Genomic DNA, 22,814 nt, shown 5'->3' with positions numbered 1-22,814 from the left:
TGGTCTCAGTGAGGGCTATGCTTGGCAGTGCGCCCATCACAATGGGAGACCTCTGATGATCAACGTAAAAACTGCCTGCATGCTTGCCGATTACAAGCGCTGGGCCAACCAACGGCTCTTTGACAGCCTGGCCGCGTTACCGCCGGGTGAGGTCAACAAGGAACGGGTCTCGGTGTTCAAGAACATGATCGGCACCCTGAACCACATCTATGTGGTGGACTGCATTTGGCAAGCCCACCTCGAAGGCCGAGGGCACGGCTTCAAGACGTCACACGATTTGCTGCATGCCGAACTCGCGAATTTGCGCTTGGCGCAAAAGGACATCGATCACTGGTACTGCGACTGGAGCGCCCGGCAGTCCGACGAGTCGCTGGATACACCCGTGGAGTTCAGTTTTGTCTCGGGCGAAAGCGGCAGCATGAGCGCCGGAGCCATGTTGATGCATGTGGTCAACCACGCCAGCTATCACCGTGGCTGGGTGGTCCAGAGGTATTTCGAAATTCCGGTCATGCCACCGGTCACTGACCTGCCGGTGTACTTGCGCGAGTGCGACCCTGCGTCTTTCCAATCCATCAGTGCCCCGGCAGCGGCGCCGACATGTGTTGGGCAATTCGCGAGCGCAACCAACGTTCTGCCGGATCGTTATCGTTGACCCCGTTCCAGACCATGGACAGTTCGGACAACACGATGTCAAACGGCGGGTCGTCGGCGCGCAGCTGGCTGCTGCCTTCGATCAGCGCGCAAGCGGCGTAATCCGGCACGGTGGCCAGCATGTCGGTGCCCGCGATCAACGCGCGCAGACCGGCGAACTGCGGCACCGCCAGCACCACCCGGCGTGAGCGGCCGATACGCGCCAGGTCGGTGTCGATGGCACCGGTCAAATCCCCGGAAAACGACACCAGGGCGTGAGGACGCTCGCAATAATCATCCAGGGTCAGCGCGCCGGGACGGTCATCGCCACGCAGGATCTTCACGCTCAGATCACGCAGCTTCTTGCGCTTGGCGTTGGCCGGCAATTCCGGGGTGTAGCTGACCCCTACGGAACCCCCCCCGGGGGCGAGCAGCGCCGACACCAGCAGGAACTCCACCCGCCGCACCACCACCACGACGTTCTGCGCCTCTTCACGTATCTGCTTGAGCAGTGGCGGAAACAGACCGAACTCGGCGTCGTCGGACAAACCGATGCGAAACACATCGCGGCTGGTCGACGGGTCGAAATCCTTGGCCCGGCTGACCGCACCGGAGATGGTGTCCATCGCCGGCTTCAACTCCTGAAGGATCGTCAACGCCCGTTGAGTCGGCTCCAGCACCCGACCGTTACGCACCAGCAGCGGGTCATCAAACAAATCGCGCAACCGCGCCAATGCGGCACTGACGGCCGGCTGGCCGAGAAACAGCTTCTCCCCGGCCCGGGTCAGGTTCTTTTCGAACATCAGCGTTTCGAAAATCACCAGCAGGTTCATGTCCACGCGGCGCAGGTCGTTGCGGTTCATGGTGGGGGTGCTCACATGGGCGGAATCTATTTAGTAAAGCACCAAACCCGGAGCGTGCGGTTAACAGATCGAACAAGGTCATTTCTCAATACATTGGTCTTATCCTATTTAAACGTAAATTTAGATGTGGTCTGGATTAGATGTTCGCACAATGATATTGGATAATTTGCAAGCAGGTGTTTTATGTGGTTATCAAGGTGTCAGATAAAATGAATACGTCGTATATGATGTATTTCATTTTGTAGTCTGTCTTGGTTTGGGTGTCGAATCGAATGGGTTTCGTTTAAAAATTTTATGGCGGCTTCTCTTGTTGGATGCAGTGATGACGGTATTGATGCATCGAAAATTCCCCATGTAGCATTTTGTAGAGCCGTTTCTGAGTAACTACTCTGAAGTTCAAAAGTCATGTCGTGTCGGCTGGCATTAATGTACTCTAGAACAGTATAGCGATCATTAAGTGGGACGACATGGTTTGCGAGGTTCTTTAATCGGCTTGGAAGTGTATCTGTAGGAATGGAATTCGATTGTATGGTTTTTATGGCTAATTTTTGCAAGTTTGAGTTTGTTTGATTGTTGACGCTGAGTCTTTCAGTGTTCAGGGCTTCGTTGTAGAAAACGTCCTTAAAAGGCTCCCGATCTAATGAGGTGCTTATTTCATATAATTGCAATGCGGCCGCCTCCCCTTGTTGTCTAGATATTCCTGGTCTTAATGTGTCGGTCGATGTCGACGTGCCGTGAGTAATGGTTATAACCTTTGAGGTGGAGGTGATACGTGGATGTGCAGTTTTTATGTGACCGTTTGGGTCGCTTGAATTTATTGGATCACCTGAACAATACGCATACGAATTCAATCCTCCTTTGCCAAGCGGGCTCCAACTGTCTGAGCTATTAAACCGCATCAGCACCGGATTAAACGCCCGATAACCATTTCCCAGCAAATAATGCCCAGTCACCGGATCCGGCCGTTCGCCGTTGAAGCCCAGCAGACGGGTCAAGCCGCTTTCGGCGCGACGGTGGCCATAGGGGGAATAAGCGATGGCCTGTCGCTGATTGTTTTTCTCCAGTGTTTGCAATACCGAACGCTGCAGATCGGTGGCCAGCAAAGTGGCGCTCACTTCATCACCCAGTCGCTGTTGTTGCGCGAGCAATAGATCGCCGTGCTGGAGGATCGATTGCCGCGTCGCCCCCTGTATCTCGGTGGCCAAACGACTTTTACAGTAGAAGCGCTGCTGCGTGGGCGCGTCTGCTCGGGTGTGATTGATCAGGCGATCCAGAGGGTCATAGCGATAGTGGCAGAGCAAGGTTGATGGTGTGGAAGACATCGTGCTCTCCGGCCTTTAAAGATCTGGGAACTCGAGTATCTGCGACGCAGCGAAAGTTGGGTACTATCAGAACTGATAGTCCTGAGCGTTTCGGAGGGCGGATGGATCGGAACTTCAGGCCGCGATGTCGGCCTTGAATAAGCCATCGCGAGCAGGCTCGCTCCCACAGGGGATTTTCTGCGAACACACATGCTGTGTACGACACATCAATCCACTGTGGGAGCGGGCTTGCTCGCGAAGAGGGCGTGTCAGTCGCCACAAATGCTGCCTGACCCACCGCTTTCGCGGGCAAGCCCGCTCCCACAAGGAATCGCTGTCAGCTCAGTGCCTCCTCTGGGCAACGCATGGCATCAGACGCCAGCAATGCCTCAATCTCATCCTCGGAAAACGCAAACTCCCGCAACACCGCGCACGAGTGTTCACCCTTCTCCGGCGCCGGTGCATAAGGCGTTTGCGCCGCTTCCAGGCTGTTGATCGGGAACCCTGGCACCCGCACCGCGCCGTGCTGCGGGTGGTGCAGATCCACCAGCATGCCGTTGCTGGCGATCTGCGGGTGGGCCAGCACATCGTTGTAGTCGCTGACCTTGGAGCAGAGGATGTCGGCCTCGCGCAGCACTTGCAGCCAATGCGCGGTGGGGCGGGTGAGGAAGACGTCGGTCAGCGCCGCACACATGGCTTCACGGTGCACCACGCGCTGCGCCGAACTGGTGAAGCGCGGGTCGTCGATCCATTCCGGGTGCCCGAGCACACCGCACAAGGCTGGCCAGCGATTGCCGTTGTACGCGGCGACCATCAGCCAGCCATCCGCCGCTTCAAAAGCTTCATTGGGCGCGGAGTAGGGCGCGGCGCTGCCGATGCGGGTCGGCAGTTTGCCGTCGCAGAGGAAACTGGCCAGCGACGCTTGTTGCAGCGCCAGTGCCGAGTTCATCAGGCTGACAGCGAGGTGGCCGCCCAAGCCGTCCTTATCCCGGGCGTGCAATTTGGCCAACACCGCCATGCACGCCATGTAGCCGGTGACCACATCGACCACCGGCGCCTGCACCTTCGACGGTGCCGAGCCCGGCGTGCCGATCAGGCTCATCAGGCCGGAATCGGCTTGCAGAATGCCGTCGACACCGGCCCGATCAGCGTACGGACCTTGTTGGCCGTAAGCGGAAATCGAGCAATAAATAAGGTCCGGTTTCAGTTCCGCCAACGCCTCGTAACCCAACCCGAGCCGCGCCATGACGCCAGGGCGCATGCTTTCCACCAGCACATCAGCCTGCAACACCAGACGCTTGATCACCGCCGCGCTGTCCGGGTGTTTCAGGTCCAGGCTCAAGCCCAGTTTTCCGCGGTTGAACGCGTGATACAGCGCGCTATCATCGCCGACCCAGGCCGGGCCGAGGGTGCGGCCCAGCTCGCCTTCGTGGGGTTCGACCTTGATCACCCGCGCGCCCATGTCGGCCATCAGCATGGTGGCCGTGGGGCCGGCGGCGATCTGGGTGAAATCGAGGACGGTCAGACCGTCCAATGCCTTGCGTAACATGTTCGCCTCCTAGCGGCCGGTGTAATTCGGCGCGCGTTTTTCGGCAAATGCCTGGCGACCTTCGATACGGTCCTCGGTGTCGCGCAGCACGCCCCAATACAGTTCGGTCAGGCGTTGGGCATCGCGGTCGCTCAGGTGCGCGGTGCTGCGGGCCAGGGTTTGCAGGGCCTGGATCGCCAGCGGCGCCTGGCGGGCAATCTGTTCGGCCAGCGCCAGCGCCCGTTGCAGCAGGGCTTCGCGGTTGTCCAGACGCTCCGAAATCAAACCGATGGCCTGGGCTTGCGTCGCATTAATGCGCGCCCCGGTCAGGGCCATTTGCAGGGCGTGGGCGGGCGGCACGGCGCGCATCAAACGATGCAAACCGCTGACCGCCGGGATCGAACCGACCAGCGCTTCCGGCAAGCCGAACGTGGCGCTGTCGCTGGCAACGCGCAGGTCGCACTGCAACGCCAGTTCCAGTCCGCCGCCGAGGCAATGGCCATTGATCGCAGCGATCAATGGCTTGTGCAGGTCGAGGTCGGTGAGGTCCATCTGGCGGATGTAGAGCCCGGCGTCTGCCGCCGCCTCATTGGCCAGAAACAGCGCCTCGGCGTAGGAGGCGTTCGAGTCCCGTGTGCTCTTCAGATCGGCGCCGACGCAGAACGCCCGTTCGCCGCTACCCGTGATCACGGCCGCGCGCAGTTCCCGACGGTCGCGCACTTCCAGCAGATGGCCGCGCAGGGCCTGCAACGAATCCAGGTCCAGGGCGTTCAGCGCTTGCGGACGGTCGAGGGTGATCAGCGCCACGGCGCCGTGTGTTTCGAAGGTGACGGACATGGCATTCACCTCACACACTGGCCGAGGACAGACTGCGTCCGCCACAGACATACAGGGTTTGCCCGGTGACGTAGCTGCTGGCCGGGGTGAGGAAAAACTCGACGGCATTGGCGATATCATCCGGGGTGCCGATGCGTTTCACCGGCACGGTATCCTTGAGTTTTGCCTGTACTTCGGGGGCGAAACTCTGGAACAGCGGCGTGTCGACGATGCCGGGCGCGATGGCATTGACGGTAATGCCTTTGGCCGCGAATTCGATCGCCAGGCTGCGGGTCAGGCTGCCCCCGCCCCCCTGGCCGCGGAATAGTGGGCCGGCCCAAAACCGCCGAGCCAGGCCCGGGACGACATGTTGACGATGCGCCCGAATCCTTTCTCCAACATCAGTGGCAAGGCCGCTTTGCAGCAGAGAAATTGCGCCCGCAGGTTGGTGTCCACCACCAGATCCCAGTCCTGTTCGGTCATGTTGAGGAAGCGTTTATCGCGCACCACTCCGGCGTTGTTCACCAGAAAATCCAGACGGCCATGGGCCTGCTGAATCTGTGCGAAGGCGGCGTTGACGGACTCGCCTACGGTCAAGTCCAGGGCAATCCCGGCGACCTGCAAGTCTTCCAATTGCAAGGCGCTGACGCTGCTGTTCAGCGCCTGTTCGTCGCGGTCCAACAAGTAGACAAACACGCCTTGGTGCGCCAGTCGCCGGGCGATGGCCAGTCCAATGCCACGGGCGGCGCCAGTGACGACGGCAACCTGGCCGGCAGAGAAGTTTTGAGTGTTCATGACTTCAGGCTCCAAGGATGTGCACGGCGGATGCCGCATGATCGACCCCGGCGAGACCGCCACCGGTGCATTGCGCCAGGCCCAGGCGTGGCGTGCCGGCTTGTCGATCGCCTGCTCGACCTTGCAACTGCCAGAACAATTCGCCCATTTGCGCGACGCCGGTGGCGCCCAATGGATGCCCCTTGGCCAGCAAACCACCGCTTGGATTGACCGGCCCCCGGCCGCCCAACGAAGTGGCGCCCGAGTGCAACAGCGCCACGGCTTCGCCCGGCGCCGCCAGACCGAGGGCTTCGTAATACAGCAGCTCGGCGATGGTGAACGCGTCGTGCAACTCGACCACGCCGATATCGGCGGGCGCGACGCCGGCCTGTTCATAGGCCAGGCGTGCGGCGCGGGCGGTGATCTCGGCATCGAGAATGTCCTCGTCACCGCTTTCGCGCAGGCCCGAGACGATGATCGAACCCAGCACTTTCACGTCTTTGGCATGCGGGCCGGGTTTGTTGCCCAGTACCAGCGCGGCGGCGCCGTCCACTTGCGACGGGCAGCACTGCAACAGGGTCAGCGGGTCGGCGATCATCCGCGAGGCGAGCACTTCTTCAAGGCTGACTTCAGTGCGTTGCTGGGCGAATGGGTTGGGGGAGCCGGGACGACGATTCTTCACCGCCACCGCCGCGAGATCGGCAGGTTTGGCGTCACGCTCATGGAGGAAGCGGGTGGCACGCATCGCGTAGACCGCCGGCAATACCATCCCGGCCGTTGCGTAAAGATCGGTCATGCGGTCATTGCGCTGCATCGGAATCGTACCGCCGCCTAACGCTGTCAGCTGCTCGATGCCGAACACCAGCACGCGCTCGTATTGACCGGCCAGCAGGGCGTGACGGGCCAGGGGCACAGCGGTGGCGCCACTGGCGCAGGCGTTTTCGATGTTGTAGACCGGAATGCCTTGGAGCCCAAGATCGCGCAGGATCACCTGGCCGAGAATCATCCCGCCCAGCACGTTGGCGCAGTAAACCGCCTGAATATCGGCCAGTTGCAGGCCGGCATCGGCCACTGCATCGAGAATTGCCCTTTGGGCCAATTCGGGCGCCATGACGCCGGGGTGACGACCGAAGACGGTCATTGCGCCGCCCATTACATGCATCTGGCTCATGGACGTGCCTCCAGGGATTGGAAAACGTAGCCGAAGGTTTCGTCGGCGATCACCCGGCATTTTTCGCCGATGGCGGGGCGGTCGGGGCTGCCGATCAAACGGCCGAACAGACGCACCGGACCGGGCAAATCGACATAGGCGAGAACGAACGGTGGCAGGCCGCTTTTCGGGCTCGGGTGCATGATGGTGAAGCTGTAGACCTGGCCCTCTACGTCGAGGAAGGTGTCGTCGAATTGACTGGTCAGGGGCGATTCGGCAGGTACGGCCGGAAAGAAGATGTCACCGCTGCGATGATGGCGCGAGGCGCGAAGGCTGGGCGGTGTGGTGGCTGCCCAGATGGGCGTGGAAAAACTCATGATGACCTCCTGTTGTTATGGGCTCGCGGGCGAGCGCTGGAGGTCATGGTCGGGCAGCGCACAGGGTGCGACAAACGATATAAAAACCGGGATTGATTGAGAAAAAATCAAACCATCGGTAAGGCAAAGCGCAGACCTGTGGGAGAGGGCTTGCCCGCGATGGCGGTGTGTCAGCCGACATGGATGCTCTGTGTACCGGCCTCATCGCGGGCAAGCCCGCTCCCACAGGGGTTCGTCAGCGAGCACAAACCCTGCGTACGACACCAATCAATTGTAGGAGCGGGCTTGCCCGCGAAGGCGGTGTGTCAGCCAATATGGATGCTGTGTGTGCCGGCCTCATCGCGGGCAAGCCCGCTCCCACCTTGGATCGTCAGCGAGCATAAATTCTGCGGACGACACCAATCAATTGTAGGAGCGGGCTTGCCCGCGAAGGCGGTGTGTCAGCCAATATGGATGCTGTGTGTGCCGGCCTCATCGCGGGCAAGCCCGCTCCCACAGGGGATCGTCAGCGAGCACAAACCCTGCGGACGACACCAATCAATTGTAGGAGCGGGCTTGCCCGCGAAGGCGGTGTGTCAGCCAATATGGATGCTGTGTGTGCCGGCCTCATCGCGGGCAAGCCCGCTCCCACCTTGGATCGTCAGCGAGCATAAATTCTGCGGACGACACCAATCAATTGTAGGAGCGGGCTTGCCCGCGAAGGCGGTGTGTCAGCCAATATGGATGCTGTGTGTGCCGGCCTCATCGCGGGCAAGCCCGCTCCCACAGGGGATCGTCAGCGAGCACAAACCCTGCGGACGACACCAATCAATTGTAGGAGCGGGCTTGCCCGCGAAGGCGGTGTGTCAGCCAATATGGATGCTGTGTGTGCCGGCCTCATCGCGGGCAAGCCCGCTCCCACCTTGGATCGTCAGCGAGCATAAATTCTGCGTACGACACCAATCAATTGTAGGAGCGGGCTTGCCTGCGAAGGCGGTGTGTCAGCCGATATGGATGCTGGATGTGCCGGCCTCTTCGCGAGCAAGCTCGCTCCTACAGATCAGGTGTCCGTTCGGTCAGCCTTGCAGTGTTACCCCTGCCAACTGCTCCAGCACCTGCACCACATGGGTCATATCCCGCGCCGGATCACCCTCACTCAAGGCCTGGTCAAAAAACTGTTTCACCACCGAACTGGTGAACACAGGCGCCCCGGCATTTTCCGCCTCGGCCAGAAACAACCGCACATCCTTGCGCATCAAATCCAGGCGAAATCCGAAATCGAATTCCCTGCGCATCACGGTCCCTGCAAGGATCTGTTCGCTGGTGAAACTGCGTGCCGTGCTGGCGTTGAGCATCTCGACCATTTGCCGCGCATCGAGCCCGGACTTGACCCCGAACAGCATGGCTTCGCTGGTGGCAACCAATGTGGCGGCGACGATCATGTTGTTGACCAGTTTCAAGGTCTGGCCTAGCCCCGGTTCAGTGCCAATGTGTTCGACCTTCTTGCCGAACGCCGCAAACACCGGCGCGCAGAGGTCATAGGCGCCGCGATCGCCCCCCACCATCACCGACAACGTGCCGTTCTGCGCCCCTGCAACACCGCCGGCCACTGGCGCATCGCGGGCGTCGATGCCGCGCTCGGCCAGCCCCGCCTGCAGGCGCCGGGCCAGGCTTGGGCCGGTGGTGGAGTGGTCGACGAGGATGTTGATCTGCTGGCCGTGGATCACACCGTCGGGCCCCAGCACCACGCGTTCGACAATGTCCGGGGTCGGCACACAGACCAGCACAATCTGCGCATGGTCAGCCACTTCTCGCGGCGTCGCAAAACTACGCGCGCCACGTTCAAGCAACGGCGCCAGGGCTTGGGGATTGGGGTCGAACACGTTCAGGTCAAAGCCTTTGTCGAGCAGATGGCGGGCCATTTTCTGGCCCATGGCGCCGAGGCCGATAAAACCGATGGAAGGGGTAGTCATGGCGGGTCTCTTTTTATGGTTGGAGACCTCATGCTAGACACGCCGACAATTGACCGACAAAGCAGTTTTACGCCGCTGTGCCTTGATTAAATCTCAATCCTGATCGCGGGCAATGCGTGTCTGCTCAAGCAGCCATTCCCGAAAAATCCGCAGGTCAGCACTTTCTTCTCGATGCTTGGGCGTCAGCAGGTAATAGGTGTAGACGCCCATGTCCACCACCTGCTCGAACGGCCGAATCAGGCTGCCATCCAGCGACTCCTTACTCGCCAGGAACAGCTGCGCCATGGCAATGCCCTGGCCACCGACAGCCGCCGCGTACACCATCGACGAGCTCTGATATGTCATGCCGGCGGGTGCATCGACTTCACGACTGACATCGCAGGCCTCGAGCCAATAACGCCAGTCTTCGAGGCGGGCAATCGAATGCAGCATGGTGTAGTTGGCGATGTCGGCCGGGGTCTGCAACCCCGGGCCGTGTTGCAGCAGCGAGGGGCTGCAAACCGGAGCCAACTGATTGTCGCTGAGCACGTAGCAATTGCAGTTCGGCCACTCACCGGAACCCAGGCGGATGGCTGCATCGATGTCTTCCTTGTAGAAATCCACCGGGTCGAGCGAGGCGGTCAACAGCACTTCGATCTTCGGGTTCTGCGCATGGAAACTCGCCAGCCGCGGGATCAGCCATTGCATCGCAAACGTGGTGTAGGCGCGGACCTTGAGCTGGCGGCGGCGGGGCGGCGACATGAGTTTTTTGGTGGCCCCGCGCAGATCTTCGACCACCCGTGCGACGGCGCGAAAATACTGCTCGCCGGCGGCGGTCAGGGTGATCTGCCGATGACCCCGCACGAACAAATCGAGTTTGAGAAACTCTTCCAGGGTGCGGATCTGCCGACTGACCGCACCGGGAGTGACGTTCAATTCGTCGGCAGCAACGGTGATGCTCAAATGTCGGGCGACGGACTCGAATGCGCGGATGGCATTAAGGGGGGGCAGGCGATCCATAGTGAGCAAACTCTTGTTCTTCTGGGAGGAGCGGCGCGCAGTGTACGTAACCCAGAGCCTAAACCCACTTGATTAAAACTCAAGGAAGGGGCGTGTTTTTCTCGATTGTCGGCCCGTGGCGGGGCTTTCAGGATCGGCCTTCACGCGCTTGTCTGGCGCGATGCCGAACCTGACAACAATAAGAGAAACATGCCCATGAACAACGCCTTATCCAAGGGTTTCCCAGTGGTCCCACGCCTTGCCGTTTGCATCGCGGCGAGCACCGTACTCAACCCGGCCTGTGCCGATATTTTTCAGGACGGCAAAGCCAGCCTGGAACTACGCAACTACTATTTCAACCGCGATTTCCGCCAGTCCGGCGTGGCCCAGAGCAAGGCCGAGGAATGGGCGCAGGGCTTCATCCTGAAGGTAGAATCGGGTTACACCGACGGCCTGATCGGCGTCGGTTTCGACGCCATCGGGTTAGTGGGCATCAAGCTCGATTCCTCGCCGGACCGCACCGGCACCGGCCTGCTCAACACGGCACGCGGGCCGGGTGGGCGGGCCGAGGACGAGTACGGTGCACTCGGCGCGACCGGCAAACTGCGCATGGCCCGCCGCACGCTGAAAGTCGGAACCTTGCTGCCGAAAATCCCGGTGGTCATGTACAACGATTCGCGCCTGCTGCCGCAAACCTTTCGCGGCGCCTGGTTCAACATTGCCGACATCGACAACCTGTCCCTGGACCTCGGCCGGCTCGACCAGACCAAATTGCGCAACTCCTCCGACAACGAGGACATGAGCGTCTACAACGGTGTGTCGCGCAACATCCGCCTCGGCCGCCATTCCAGCAGCGATCGCTTCGACTTTGCCGGGGCGACGTATCGTTGGTCGCCAGCGCTGAGTACGGCGTACCACTACGGGGAGCTGGAGGGGATTTACCAGCAGCATTACCTGACCCTTAACCACAAATGGACGATCGGCGAAGGGCAGACGTTGAGTTCCGATTTGCGCTGGGCGCGCAGCCTCGACGAGGGCGGCAGTAATGTCGACAACTCGGCGCTGGGCGCGATGTTTACCTACAGCGTTAGCGGTCATGCACTGGGCTTGGGTTATCAGCGCATGAGTGGCGACACCGGTTTCGCCAACATCAATGGCACCGACGGCTATTTGGTGAACCTGGTGCAGATCAATGATTTCGGTAATCAGGATGAGCGCTCGTGGCAGGCGCGGTACGACTACAACTTTGCGGCGTTGGGCATTCCGGGACTGACCTTCATGACTCGCTATTTGTCGGGTGACGACGTCAGCGTGCGCACGCGTACTACGGCGGGTAAGGAGTGGGAGCGCGATTCCGAATTGGGTTATGTGATCCAGAGCGGGCCGTTGAAGAACCTCGGGTTGAAGTGGAAAAATGCCAGTGCGCGGAGCAATTTTTCCAGTGATATTGATGAGAATCGGTTGATTGTCAGCTACTCGCTGGCGCTGTGGTAATCCGAAAATGGAAACACCAAAAAATTACTTTGTGACGAGGGCGATAGTACCCCTGTAGCAGTCGCAACACTCAGCAGTGTTTGGCTCAAGGAGTTTGGCGCTGCTGCGCGATTCTGTAAGAGGGCACTTCCTCATCGTGCAGATTTACTAAGTCTGTACGAACGTACCTCGTAACCCACTATGGCCAGATGTACAGGCGATTTTATTCGTAAATATTGTCAGAGAGGTTTTTTATGTAGTCGTCATAAAATCGGGAATCCTCTTTTCGTATATGTTCAAGTCGGGCCAGATACTTTTGAGCTATTCCGGGTTTTATTTTTTTTCCATTGCTATCATACTTAAATATTTCACGGCTGCTCATCTGTTTTAACATTTCATGGTCGTAGTTTGATACTTGCCCCCGTTCATTTTTTATAGCTATTGTTTCGAGTAAATCGCTGGAGTTGTATGGGCGAGCAGGTAGTGTGACGGCAGATCGCATTGTCGGCGGGAGATTCTCTAATGATAGGTTGTTTTTGCTTATTGTTTTGATTGCGGTATTTTGCAGGTTTGGAGAGTTTCTGTGTTCGTAATCGTGCAAGAACGTCGAAATTCTATCTGATTCTATTGAGTTTGGAAGTTGATTTGCTTTCGTGAAGTGTTTGGCAGCTTCTAAAATTTGTTTGCTGGATGCACTTTTTTTTATTTGAAATGAACCATTGTCTGATAGTAATGATTTTGCGTTATTTAGTGCTCGGATATAAGCGAAAGGAGAATGTCCATTTGGATCTCTTTTATTAATCAGCTCTCCCAAACAATAGGCATGCCCATTTAACCCGCCTTTACCAAACGGACTCCAACTGTCCGGGCTATTAAATCGCATTAACGTCGTATTAAACGCCCGATATCCATTCCCCAACAAGTAATGGCCGGTGACCGAATCCACCCGTTCACCGTTAAACCCCAACAGGCTGGTCAAACCGTTTTCGGCAGGACGGTGGCCGTAGGGGGAGTAAGCAATGGATTGTCGCTGATGGTTTTTCTCAAGTGTATGCAACACCGAGCGTTGTAGATCAGTGGCCAGTAAGTTGGCACTGGTCTCATCACCATCGCGCTGTTGCTGCGCGAGCAGCAGGTCGCCGTGCTGGATGATCGAATACTGAACCGCCCCCTGAATCTCGGTGGCCAAACGGCTCTTACAGTAGAAGCGTTGATGCGTGGGCGTATCCGGGCGGGTATGACTGATCAGACGATCCAGCGGATCATAGCGATAACGACAGCGCAAGGATGGTTGGGTGGAAGACATCTGTGCGCTCCGGGCTTTCGAGGGCTTGGAGCTTGAGTATCTGCCGTGATGCGAAGGTTGGGTACTATCAGAACTGATAGGTAGACGATATGGATGAGCATCGATTGATCAAGCCCCTGTAGGAGCGAGCTTGCTCGCGATGGACCTGAGAGCGCCGCATTTCTCCAGGAAACGTGCGTTTTCGTTGACGTCCATCGCGAGCAAGCTCGCTCCTACAGGGGGTCGACATCGATTCAGTGTGCGTGCGCGCTCTGCGTCGGGTAAGGAGTGGGAGCGCAATTCCGAATTGGGTTATGTAATCCAGAGCGGGTTATGGGAGAAGAAAGTGAATATCTCTGATAGCTAGGGCTTTAGCTTCAAAGCTGGCTTTTTTAGGATTGCGGACAGCAAGTATGTGATCCCAATACTCCTTGGCCGCTGCAGAGGTTGGTCGCAGGTAAAGTGGTGTTGATGGATGGTACTCACCACTTTTGGCTAGTAACAGTTTGGCGTGCGAGAAAGGGCCTGAATCGCCGTCATAGTGAGCATGTTTACCAGTTTCAATGTATTCAAGCAGAACGTGGCGTTCGTTGGGTGGAGTTATATTTCTTGAGATTTCTTGAAGCTTGGGTGGGAGAGCATTTGTAGGTATCGATTTTGATTGAATGGTTCCGATCGAAAGTTTCTGCAGGTTCAATTTGGAGTTGGTGGAGGCGATTCTCGCTGTGGTTAATTCTTCTAAATATGCGTCGTTTTGGACTATCTGATCCGATCCCCAATGATCTAATTCAGTAAGTTTTGAAAACGCTTTTGCGGCGCGGGTAGTTGAAATTCCAGGTCTTATTGTAAGTGGTGGAGAGAAACTCCCGAATGAGTCTTTAAGACGCACGGTTCTTGGTTGCGAGAATGAACTTGCAGGTTTTGTGATGAAGGAAAGATGTCCGGTGGGATCGCTTGAAGTTGTCGGATTGCCAAGACAATACGCATAGGAATTCAAACCACCCTCTCCAAATGGACTCCAGCTATCGGGGCTGTTAAATCGCATCAACACAGGATTAAACGCCCGATACCCATTCCCCAACAAATAATGCCCGGTCACCGGGTCGGGGCGTTCGCCGTTGAACCCCAGGAGGCTGGTCAATCCGTTTTCAACGTGACGGTGGCCGTAGGGGGAGTAGGCGATAGATTGTTGCTGATGGTTTTTCTCAAGCGTGTGCAACACCGAGCGTTGCACGTCGGTGGCCAGTAAGGTGGCGCTGATGTCCTCACTCTCACGCCGTTGTTGCGCGAGCAACAGGTCGCCGTGCTGGATGATCGAATGCTGCATTGCGCCCTGAATCTCAGTAGCCAAGCGGCTTCTGCAGTAGAAGCGCTGATGCGCGGGTGTATTTGCTTGGGCCAGGTTGATCAGACGATCCAATGGATCGTAACGATAGAGACAGCGCAGGGTTGGATGTGTGGAAGACATTCGCACGCTCCGGGCCATCGAGGGCAGAGAGCTTGAGTATCAGCGGTCGTGCGGCGGCTGGGTACTATCAGAACTGATAGGTAGACGATGTGGATGAGCATCGATTGATCAAGCCCCTGTAGGAGCGAGCTTGCTCGCGATGGACCTGAGAGCGCCGCATTTCTCCAGGAAACGTGCGTTTTCATTGACGTCCATCGCGAGCTAGCTCGCTCCTACAGGGGGGGCGAAATGCTTCAGAGGCGGATGATCACTGATTTCAGTTGTGTGTAATGGGACAACGCATCCACCCCTTGCTCACGGCCGTAACCGCTCTGCTTGAATCCGCCGCACGGAGTCTGCACGAAGCCGCCGCTGTATTCGTTGACCACAATGCGCCCGGCTTCGAGGTTCGCGGCGACGCGGTGTACGCGGCCGATGTCGCGGCTCCAGATCCCGGCCCCCAAGCCAAACTCGCTGTCATTGGCGATGCGCAACGCATCCGCTTCATCCTTGAACGGAATCACGCAAACAATCGGGCCGAAGATTTCTTCCCGGGCCAGGGTCATGTCGTTGGTCACGCCGGTGTAGACCGTCGGTTCGATGTACCAGCCGTTTTCGAAACCCTGATGGCTGGCGACTTTGCCGCCGATGGCCGGGGTCAGGCCTTCGCGTTGGGCGATGGCGAAGTAGCTCTGGATTTTCTCGAATTGCGCGTGGGTGGTGATCGGGCCGGAAGTCGCATCATCCTGCGGGCCAACCCGCAGGTTGGCGACTTCGGCCACCAGTTTGTCGACGAAACGGTCGTAAATGGATTCCTGCACCAGCAAGCGTGTCCCGGCCGCGCACCATTGGCCACTGTTCCAGGTGAAGGCGAGGGTCGAGCCTTTGGCGGCGGCGTCGAGGTCGGCGTCGTCGAACACGATGTTGGCGGACTTGCCGCCCAGTTCCAGGGTCAGCGGCAGGATGCGGTCCGCCGCGATATGCCCCAGTTCCTGACCGGCGCGGATCCCGCCGGTGAAGGAGATTTTGCGGATGTGTGGGTTGTGCGCCATGGCCGGGCCGATGACGCTACCCTTGCCCACGATCACGTTGAACACACCGGGCGGAATGCCGGCCTCGATGGCCATGCGCGCCAGTTCCACCAGTGATGCCGAGGTGTGTTCGGACGGTTTCGCCACCACGGTGTTGCCGGTGGCCAGTGCCGGCGCGATGGCCCGGGCGGCCTGATGCAGTGGGGCGTTCCACGGCAGGATGACGCCGATCACGCCGAACGGATCGCGGCGGGTGTAGACGTGGTAGTTCGGCCCCTGGTTGATCACTTCGCCGTCCATGACGTTGACGATGCCGCCGTAGAACTCGAAATACTGCGCGGTCAGGTCCATCAGCGTGGCCATCTCGCGCCCGGGCTTGCCGGTCTCGGCCCGTTCCAGGGCGCCGAGGGTGTTTTCGCTGGCGCGGATCAAGCGCCCGAAATCGTTGAGGATGCGCCCGCGCTCGGCCGGGCGCCGATCACGCCAGGCTTGCAGCGCGGCGGCGGCGGAATCGATTGCAATGGCCACGTCGGCAGGTCCGCTGCTCGCCACTTCGTTGAGTTTTTCGCCGGTGCGCGGGTCGATCTTGTCTTCGTATTGGCCGTCCAGCGGCGGCACGGAACGCCCATCGATGAAGCTGTGGGTTTGCTCGAACATTGCAGGGTTCTCCTCGTGGGACTTTTTTTATCGAAGCAGTGCAGTGCATGGGGGAAGTCGTGGGCAGCCCCATGATGACGTGCATTTACACCCCCTCGCCGAGGTCGCTTCAACCGAGATTTAAAGGGGCGTCCGTTGAGAAAATCTCAATGCAGTGACTTGATTTTTAGTCAACCCAACCGCCCTTAAAACTCGCTTCACGAGCAGGCGCCAACGCCGGATATTTCTCCCGTAGCAACGCTGAGGCCGCGTCCAAAGGTCAACAATAATAGCGCCCACGGGAGCCGTAAAATGAGCAATTCCAATACTGTGGACGGTGCACTGCCATCGTCATCCACCGCAACGACGGCGCCGCAAATCCAGGGCCGCCAGTTAACCGGAGCCGAGAACAAAGCAATCGTCGCAGCCACCCTCGGCACCATCGTCGAGTACACCGACTGGGTGATCTACGCGACATTTCCCCCCACCCCCGCCAAGCGTTTTTCCCCCGCCGGTGACGGCGTGACCGCATTGCTGTCGGTGCTGGCGGTGTTCGCCGTCGGCTTCATCATGCGCCCCATCGGCGGCGCCGTGCTCGGTCAACTGGCCGACCGCTACGGCCGCAAAAAAGGCCTGACACTGTCGATCCTGCTGATGTCCATCGCCTCGCTGGTGATCGGCATCTGCCCTAACTACGAAAGCATCGGCATTGCCGCGCCGATCATTCTGGTGCGGGCGCGGCTGGTGCGGGGCTTCTCTGCGGGGGGGGAGTTTGGCTCTGCTTCGGCGTTTCTGATCGAGTCGGCCCCGCCGCATCGCCGGGCCTTCGCTGGATCGTGGCAATGGTTCGCCATTAATGCCGGCACGCTGGTCTCGTTCCTGCTGGGCTTCGCTCTCGCGTCGATGGGCAGCGACACCGCGCTCTACGACTGGGGCTGGCGCGTGGCGTTCGTGATTGCGGCGTTGATGGGCCTGATCACTTTGTGGATTCGCCTGTCGGTGCGCGAGACCGAGATCTTCAAATCGAAGAGCGCCAGCCACACCAAAAAACGTCCGATCCGTGAACTGCTGTTCAGCCATCGCCGCGACGCCATGCGGGTGATCGGCATCGCCATGGCCGGCAACCTGCTCAACTACGTGTGGATGGTCAGCTACCCCAATCAGGTGCACCTGATCACCGGGATGTCGATTCGCGACACCTTGTTGGCCGGGGTGATTTCCGTCGGTGTCTCGCTGGTGTTGTTGCCGTTCGCCGGCAGACTGGCGGATCGGGTCGGGCGGCGTCCGGTGTTGATTGCCTTTGCCATCGCCTCGATCCTCTGGGCCTGGCCGAGCTTTGGATTGCTGCACGTCGGGATCAGCCTGATGGAGGTGACGTTGATCCAGACCGTGTCGATGGTGATCATGACCGGCTTTGGTGCGGCATCGGCGGTGACCATGGCTGAACAGTTTCCGGCGGAGGTTCGCGTGACTGGAATTGCCTTGCCGTATGCGTTGTCGGTGACCTTGTTCGGCGGTACAGCGCCGTACCTGATGGCCGCGATGGCGGGTTGGGGGTATGGCGGATTGTTCTGGATTTACCTGGCGGTGATCAGTGCGATCAGCGCCGTGGTTTACCTGCGGATGCCGGAGACGCGGGGGCAGCCGTTGCGGTGATGTAGGAGCGAGCTTGCTCGCGATGGACTTGAGGACGACGCGTATATCCAGCACACACGCGTTATCGTTGACGTCCATCGCGAGCAAGCTCGCTCCTACAGGTTTCCTCAACTGATTGCCCGGGTTTTTTCGGCTTGTCGGGAATAGATGATCGCCATCAACCCGCACACCGCAAACACCGCACCCACCACTGCCAGCCCTTGCCAGCCGTAAAACCCGGCAGCGCTGGCACCGAGCGCCGAGCCCAATGCACCGCCGGTGAAGTAGGTGACCATGAACACCGTATTAAGACGGCTCACCGCCTCCGGCGCCAGCGCCAAAATCCGTGCCTGGTTGGCCAGTTGATTGGCGCGGTTGCCAATGTCCAGCGCCGTGGCGCAGATCAGGATCAACCACCAGAACCCCGCAGCACCACCCAGGTACAACGCGATGAACGCCAACAGCACAGTGCCGGTTCCCAGGTAACTGAGCTTGATGCCGTAATGTTGAGTGAGTCGTCCAAGGTAAGAGGCAGCAAAAATCCCGACGATGGCCGAGAGCCCGAACAACCCGGCCTGGCCGCTGGAATACTGGTACGGCTCCAGCGCCAGCAACGAGGCCATGGAACCCCAGAACACGTTCAACGCGCCGAAAATCAGGCCACCGGTCAATGACGAGCGACGCAAGGTCGGATGCTCGCGGACCAGTTTCCACATCGATTTCATCAGGTCCAGATAGGGCAGGGTGCTGGACGGCGCGGTCGCCGGCATGCGCATCAGGATCGCCACGAACAACAACACGTTCATGGCGGCTGCGGCGAAGAACATCCCGCGCCAGCCGATCCAGGTGCTGACGGCACCGCTCAGGGCTCGCGCCAACAGACCACCTGCGGACAAGCCACTGACCATCATCCCCAACACGCTGCCCCGTTGGTCCGGGTGGGCGAGGGCGGTGGCGGCGGGGATGATGATTTGCGCACTGACGGCCGACAGGCCCAGCACCACACTGGCCAACAGCAACATCGAATAAGTCGGCGCGATGGCGGAGGCGATCAGGCTGAGGAAGTTCAGGCTCAGCATGCCGAGGATCAACGAGCGACGGGTGATCCGGTCGCCCAGTGGCACAAACAGCAAGAGGCCAAGGGCGTAGCCAAGCTGAGTCAGCATGGCGATCTGGCCGACGTGGGCGCCGGAGATACTGAACGTGGCGCCAATCAACGGCAGCATGGTCTGGTTGTAGTAGATGGTGGCGACCGAAAAGCCGCAGCACGTGGCCAGTGTCAGCGCGACGCTGGCGGGCAATCCGGTTTTGCTTTCAGGCATCTGATGTTCCCCATGAATGACAAACGAGTCGCTGTTGTAGTCGGCGAAAGGGAATCGGGTCAAAGCACAAAACTGCAGGCCCGCTTGAGCAAATCTCATGCGTTGAAACGAGCAAAGGATCGCAGCCTCGTTGCACTCGACAGCTCCTACAGGGAATCGCATTTCAATGTAGGAGCTGTCGAGTGCAACGAGGCTGCGATCTCTCTATTGCACCGACCCCGGCTCCGTCAGCAACTTCCTGAACGTTTCCACCAACGGTCGCAAATTGATCCGGTGCCACGCCGCCCACAGCGGTCGGGTGTAGGAAATCCACGGCACTTCCCGCAGCACCACGCCCGGCGGTGCATTGCGGCTCAAGCCTTTTTGAATCATGGCGATGCCCAGCCCCGAGGACACCAGAGCCAACGCAGTGAAGGGGCCGGTGGCTTCCATGCGGATGTCCGGGGTGAAGCCGGCGCGGATGCAGGCGCTGACGAAGTTTTCGCGGCTGGCGACGTTATGGTGGTGTTGCACGCCGATCCACTCCTGATCGGCGAGGTCGGCCGGGGTCAATGTTGTCTGGTTAGCCAATGGATGATCTTCAGGCAAGGCCAGCAACATCGGGTCGTCCAGCACCTGAAAACCCAGCAGGTCCGGATCGTCGGCGACGGGCGGTTCACTGACCAGGGCGATATCGAGACTACGCTGTCGCAGGCCTTCGAGTTGTTCGGCGGAGCTCAGGTTGTACAGCGCGACGTGCACGTTCGGCCGGTCGACCCGCAGCACGCGCAAGGCATTGGGCAAGACGCCGGCATGCATGGCGTTTTCGATGTAGCCGATGCACAAGCCGCCTTCTTCGCCACGGCCGAGGCGCTTGCCGAGGGATTCCAGACGATTGGCGTGGGTCAGCAGGGCGCGGGTTTCGGCGAGAAACGTCTGGCCGTCGCGGGTCAGGCGAATGCGCTGCTGGCTGCGTTCGAACAGGGTCAGGCCCAAGCGTTCTTCAAGTTGGGCGATCTGCCGGCTCAGGGGCGACTGGGAAATGTGCAGGCGTTCGGCGGCGCGACCGACGTGTTCTTCTTCGGCGACCGCGACGAAGTAGCGCAATTGACGGATGTCGATCATGTCAGACCTCTGGGGACTCAAGTGCTGCGCATTATGTCTTGGACGGTCCGATCATCGCAATCTAGGATCTGCTCAACGGTCACCTGTAGGAGCCAGCTTGCTGGCGAAAGCGACTCGCCAGGCGATATCAGTGTCGACTGTGCCGGCGCCTTCGCCGGCAAGCCGGCTCCTACAATATTCGAGAGGAATTGATTATGAGCTTGAAAGACAAACTGCCCGGCACTCTGGGTTTTGGCACTGCGCCACTGGGCAACATGTTCCGCGCCATTCCTGAAGACGAGGCCATGGCCACTGTTCACGCCGCCTGGGATGCCGGTGTACGTTACTTCGACACCGCGCCGTTTTACGGCTCGGGCCTTTCCGAAATTCGCCTCGGTGCCGCGTTGGCCCCGTACAACCGTGACGACCACGTGCTGAGCAGCAAGGCTGGCCGGGGGATTCTCGACGAACTCGAAGACGCCGCCGCCCGTGGTCTCGGCGAGAAGAGCGGCGTGGTCGACCACGGCCGCCCCAACAAGATCGTCAACGACTACAGCGCCGACGCGACGATGCGTTCGATCGAAGACAGCCTCAAGCGTTTGCAAACCGATCGCCTGGACATCGTCTGGGTGCATGACATCGCCCAGGACTTCTACGGCGATCAATGGCTGGAATACTTCAACCAGGCGCGCACCGGCGCCTTCAAAGTTCTGACTCGCTTGCGCGAAGAAGGCGTGATCAAGGGTTGGGGCCTGGGCGTGAATAAAGTTGAGCCATGCGAGCTGACCCTTGATCTGAGCGAAGCGCAACCGGACGGTTTTCTGCTGGCGGGTCGCTACACTCTTCTCGACCATGACCGCGCGTTACAGCGTTTGATGGACGCGGCCCTGGCGCAGAATGTCGAAATCGTGGTCGGCGGCCCTTACAGCTCGGGCATCCTGGCCGGTGGCGCGCACTTCGAATACCAGAAGGCCAGCCCGGCGATCATTAACAAAGTCGAGCAGATCAAACGCATTGCAGCCGCTCACGGTGTCGACATCAAAGCGGCGGCATTGCAGTTCTCCCTGGCTAACCCGGCCGTGGCGGCGGTGATTCCAGGTTCCAGCCGTCCAGACCGGATTGCTGAAGATGTCGCGGCGTTGTCGGCGGTGATTCCCGCAGCCTTTTGGCAGGCGTTGCGCGAGGCGAAACTGGTGTCCGAGCGTGCTCCCTTGCCCATCATTGGAGGTTGAAGATGAAAATCGATCTGACTGGAAAACTCGCCATCGTCAGCGGCAGCACCGCCGGCATTGGCCTGGGCATCAGCAAGGCGCTGGCCGAATCCGGCGCCACGGTGGTGGTAATCGGCCGCGAGACGGCCAAGGTCGAACAGGCGCTGGCGAGCATTCGCCAGCAGGTGCCGGGCGCTCAACTGCGCGGGCTGACTGCCGATCTCGGTACGGCCGAAGGTGCGGAAAAACTGTTCGCCGCCGAGCCACGGGCCGACATCCTGGTGAACAACCTTGGGATCTTCAACGCGGTGGATTTCTTTGACACACCCGACAGCGAGTGGACGCGTTTCTATGAGATCAACGTGATCTCCGGTGTGCGCCTGTCCCGGCATTACGTGCCGGACATGGTCAAGCAGGGCTGGGGGCGGGTGATTTTCCTGTCTTCGGAATCCGGGATCGCGATTCCGGCCGACATGCTCAACTATGGCGTGACCAAAAGCGCCAACCTGGCGGTGTCCCATGGCCTGGCCAAACGGCTAGCGGGCACCGGGGTGACGGTCAATGCGATTCTGCCGGGCCCGACATTGACCGACGGCGTGGAGCTGATGCTCAAGGATGCCATGGCCCAATCCGGTCGCGGCCTCCAGGAAGAAGCCGACGCCTTCGTGCGCACGGCCCGGCCAACCTCGATCATCCAGCGCGTGGCCCATGTCGAGGAAGTCGCCAATCTGGTGGCGTACATCGCTTCACCGTTATCCTCGGCCACCACCGGCGCGGCCTTGCGCGTTGACGGCGGTGTCGTCGACAGCATGGCGATCTGAACTTTACTGATTAAGAGAGCAATTCCTATGGCAACAGCATCAGCATCCATCGACATCCCGGCTTCGGCCGATCAGGTCTGGCAATTGATCGGCGGCTTCGACTCGCTGCCGGACTGGCTGCCGTTCATTCCCAAAAGTGAACTCAGCGAAGGCGGGCGCGTGCGCAGCCTGCAAACGGCGGATGGCGCGGTCGTTGTGGAGCGCCTTGAGGCGTTTGATAACGCGGCGAAAACCTACAGTTATTCGATCCTGCAGGCACCGTTTCCGGCCACTGATTACCTGGCGACGATCAGTGTTGAAGCGCAAGGGCAGGGCGCGCGGGTGACCTGGTCTGGCCGGTTTGCGCCGGTCGGTGTGAGTGAGGAAGAAGTGACGGCGCTGTTTACCGGCATCTACCAGGGCGGCCTTGAAGCCCTGCGGGCGAACTACCCCGCCTGACAACACCACAAATCCCTGTGGGAGCGGGCTTGCCCGCGATAGCGGACTGTCAGACGACGATGT

Annotated in this window: 21 protein-coding genes; 6 read left to right on the top strand and 15 right to left on the bottom strand. The window is 59.5% G+C overall.

Annotated features, from left to right (window positions below):
- Positions 1 to 55 precede the first annotated feature (55 nt).
- Positions 56 to 652 (top strand): DinB family protein, encoded by a 597-nt coding sequence (locus tag AEQ67_RS16030; RefSeq protein WP_059404812.1) that lies wholly within the window; start codon positions 56 to 58, stop codon positions 650 to 652.
- Here AEQ67_RS16030 and AEQ67_RS16025 read toward each other — a convergent pair.
- The 10 genes from AEQ67_RS16025 to gcvA form a co-directional block, all read right to left on the bottom strand.
- Positions 573 to 1,493: a LysR substrate-binding domain-containing protein gene (locus AEQ67_RS16025; RefSeq protein ID WP_059404811.1), complete on the bottom strand. Its 921-nt coding sequence runs from the start codon at positions 1,491 to 1,493 to the stop codon at positions 573 to 575. The two genes, AEQ67_RS16030 and AEQ67_RS16025, sit on opposite strands and share 80 nt — an antisense overlap.
- A 200-nt stretch (positions 1,494 to 1,693) precedes the next feature.
- Positions 1,694 to 2,815 (bottom strand): RHS repeat-associated core domain-containing protein, encoded by a 1,122-nt coding sequence (locus tag AEQ67_RS33870; protein ID WP_082377864.1) that lies wholly within the window; start codon positions 2,813 to 2,815, stop codon positions 1,694 to 1,696.
- Positions 2,816 to 3,131: 316 nt separating this feature from the next.
- The gene (locus AEQ67_RS16015) at positions 3,132 to 4,343 is read right to left on the bottom strand and encodes a CaiB/BaiF CoA transferase family protein (RefSeq protein ID WP_059404809.1); all 1,212 of its coding nucleotides are present in this window, start codon (positions 4,341 to 4,343) and stop codon (positions 3,132 to 3,134) included.
- A gap of 9 nt (positions 4,344 to 4,352) precedes the next feature.
- Positions 4,353 to 5,159: an enoyl-CoA hydratase/isomerase family protein gene (locus AEQ67_RS16010; RefSeq protein ID WP_059404808.1), complete on the bottom strand. Its 807-nt coding sequence runs from the start codon at positions 5,157 to 5,159 to the stop codon at positions 4,353 to 4,355.
- 10 nt (positions 5,160 to 5,169) lie between these two features.
- Entirely contained in the window at positions 5,170 to 5,397 is a 228-nt protein-coding gene (locus tag AEQ67_RS36520) for an SDR family NAD(P)-dependent oxidoreductase (protein ID WP_269084736.1), read from the bottom strand.
- A gap of 35 nt (positions 5,398 to 5,432) precedes the next feature.
- A complete protein-coding gene (locus AEQ67_RS16005) occupies positions 5,433 to 5,933 on the bottom strand; it encodes an SDR family NAD(P)-dependent oxidoreductase (RefSeq protein WP_269084735.1) in 501 nt (166 codons plus the stop codon).
- 4 nt (positions 5,934 to 5,937) lie between these two features.
- Positions 5,938 to 7,083: a thiolase family protein gene (locus AEQ67_RS16000; protein ID WP_059404807.1), complete on the bottom strand. Its 1,146-nt coding sequence runs from the start codon at positions 7,081 to 7,083 to the stop codon at positions 5,938 to 5,940.
- Positions 7,080 to 7,439, bottom strand: a complete 360-nt coding sequence (locus AEQ67_RS15995; RefSeq protein WP_059404806.1) for a Zn-ribbon domain-containing OB-fold protein — start codon at positions 7,437 to 7,439, stop codon at positions 7,080 to 7,082. Before AEQ67_RS15995 ends, AEQ67_RS16000 begins: the two co-directional genes overlap by 4 nt.
- A gap of 1,055 nt (positions 7,440 to 8,494) precedes the next feature.
- Entirely contained in the window at positions 8,495 to 9,391 is an 897-nt protein-coding gene (locus tag AEQ67_RS15990; RefSeq protein WP_059404805.1) for an NAD(P)-dependent oxidoreductase, read from the bottom strand.
- Positions 9,392 to 9,484: 93 nt separating this feature from the next.
- Positions 9,485 to 10,390, bottom strand: a complete 906-nt coding sequence (gene gcvA / locus AEQ67_RS15985) for a transcriptional regulator GcvA (protein WP_059404804.1) — start codon at positions 10,388 to 10,390, stop codon at positions 9,485 to 9,487.
- 195 nt (positions 10,391 to 10,585) lie between these two features.
- Between gcvA and AEQ67_RS15980 the strand changes: the two genes are divergently transcribed.
- Positions 10,586 to 11,863: an OprD family porin gene (locus AEQ67_RS15980; protein ID WP_059404803.1), complete on the top strand. Its 1,278-nt coding sequence runs from the start codon at positions 10,586 to 10,588 to the stop codon at positions 11,861 to 11,863.
- Between the two features lie 202 nt (positions 11,864 to 12,065).
- Here AEQ67_RS15980 and AEQ67_RS33865 read toward each other — a convergent pair whose 3' ends face one another.
- The 3 genes from AEQ67_RS33865 to AEQ67_RS15975 form a co-directional block, all read right to left on the bottom strand.
- Positions 12,066 to 13,148: an RHS repeat-associated core domain-containing protein gene (locus AEQ67_RS33865; protein WP_082377863.1), complete on the bottom strand. Its 1,083-nt coding sequence runs from the start codon at positions 13,146 to 13,148 to the stop codon at positions 12,066 to 12,068.
- A 310-nt stretch (positions 13,149 to 13,458) separates the two neighbouring features.
- Positions 13,459 to 14,595: an RHS repeat-associated core domain-containing protein gene (locus tag AEQ67_RS33860; RefSeq protein WP_082377862.1), complete on the bottom strand. Its 1,137-nt coding sequence runs from the start codon at positions 14,593 to 14,595 to the stop codon at positions 13,459 to 13,461.
- A 233-nt stretch (positions 14,596 to 14,828) separates the two neighbouring features.
- Positions 14,829 to 16,262, bottom strand: coding sequence for an aldehyde dehydrogenase family protein (locus AEQ67_RS15975; protein WP_059404802.1), 1,434 nt, complete (start codon positions 16,260 to 16,262; stop codon positions 14,829 to 14,831).
- 291 nt (positions 16,263 to 16,553) lie between these two features.
- On the opposite strand from AEQ67_RS15975, the gene AEQ67_RS15970 reads away from it, so the two are divergent.
- Positions 16,554 to 17,897, top strand: coding sequence for an MFS transporter (locus tag AEQ67_RS15970; protein ID WP_082377861.1), 1,344 nt, complete (start codon positions 16,554 to 16,556; stop codon positions 17,895 to 17,897).
- A 107-nt stretch (positions 17,898 to 18,004) separates the two neighbouring features.
- Here AEQ67_RS15970 and AEQ67_RS15965 read toward each other — a convergent pair whose 3' ends face one another.
- Both AEQ67_RS15965 and AEQ67_RS15960 read right to left on the bottom strand, forming a co-directional pair.
- Complete coding sequence (locus tag AEQ67_RS15965; RefSeq protein ID WP_059404861.1) at positions 18,005 to 19,198, bottom strand: MFS transporter; 1,194 nt, start codon at positions 19,196 to 19,198, stop codon at positions 18,005 to 18,007.
- A gap of 204 nt (positions 19,199 to 19,402) precedes the next feature.
- Positions 19,403 to 20,302, bottom strand: coding sequence for a LysR substrate-binding domain-containing protein (locus AEQ67_RS15960; RefSeq protein WP_059404801.1), 900 nt, complete (start codon positions 20,300 to 20,302; stop codon positions 19,403 to 19,405).
- 194 nt (positions 20,303 to 20,496) lie between these two features.
- Here AEQ67_RS15960 and AEQ67_RS15955 point away from each other — a divergent pair, with 194 nt between their 5' ends.
- The 3 genes from AEQ67_RS15955 to AEQ67_RS15945 are packed head-to-tail and all read left to right on the top strand — an operon-like array spanning position 20,497 to position 22,751.
- Positions 20,497 to 21,513, top strand: coding sequence for an aldo/keto reductase (locus AEQ67_RS15955; protein ID WP_059404800.1), 1,017 nt, complete (start codon positions 20,497 to 20,499; stop codon positions 21,511 to 21,513).
- 2 nt (positions 21,514 to 21,515) lie between these two features.
- Positions 21,516 to 22,313 (top strand): SDR family NAD(P)-dependent oxidoreductase, encoded by a 798-nt coding sequence (locus tag AEQ67_RS15950; RefSeq protein ID WP_059404799.1) that lies wholly within the window; start codon positions 21,516 to 21,518, stop codon positions 22,311 to 22,313.
- 27 nt (positions 22,314 to 22,340) lie between these two features.
- Positions 22,341 to 22,751 carry an SRPBCC family protein gene (locus AEQ67_RS15945; protein WP_059404798.1) on the top strand — a complete coding sequence of 137 codons (411 nt, stop codon included), beginning with the start codon at positions 22,341 to 22,343 and terminating at the stop codon, positions 22,749 to 22,751.
- Positions 22,752 to 22,814: the final 63 nt, after the last annotated feature.

The organism is Pseudomonas sp. RIT-PI-q, from assembly GCF_001297125.1.
Lineage (GTDB): Bacteria > Pseudomonadota > Gammaproteobacteria > Pseudomonadales > Pseudomonadaceae > Aquipseudomonas.
The sequence above is the reverse complement of the archived record's forward strand: the minus strand, read 5'-3'. Positions and strand labels throughout refer to the sequence as shown.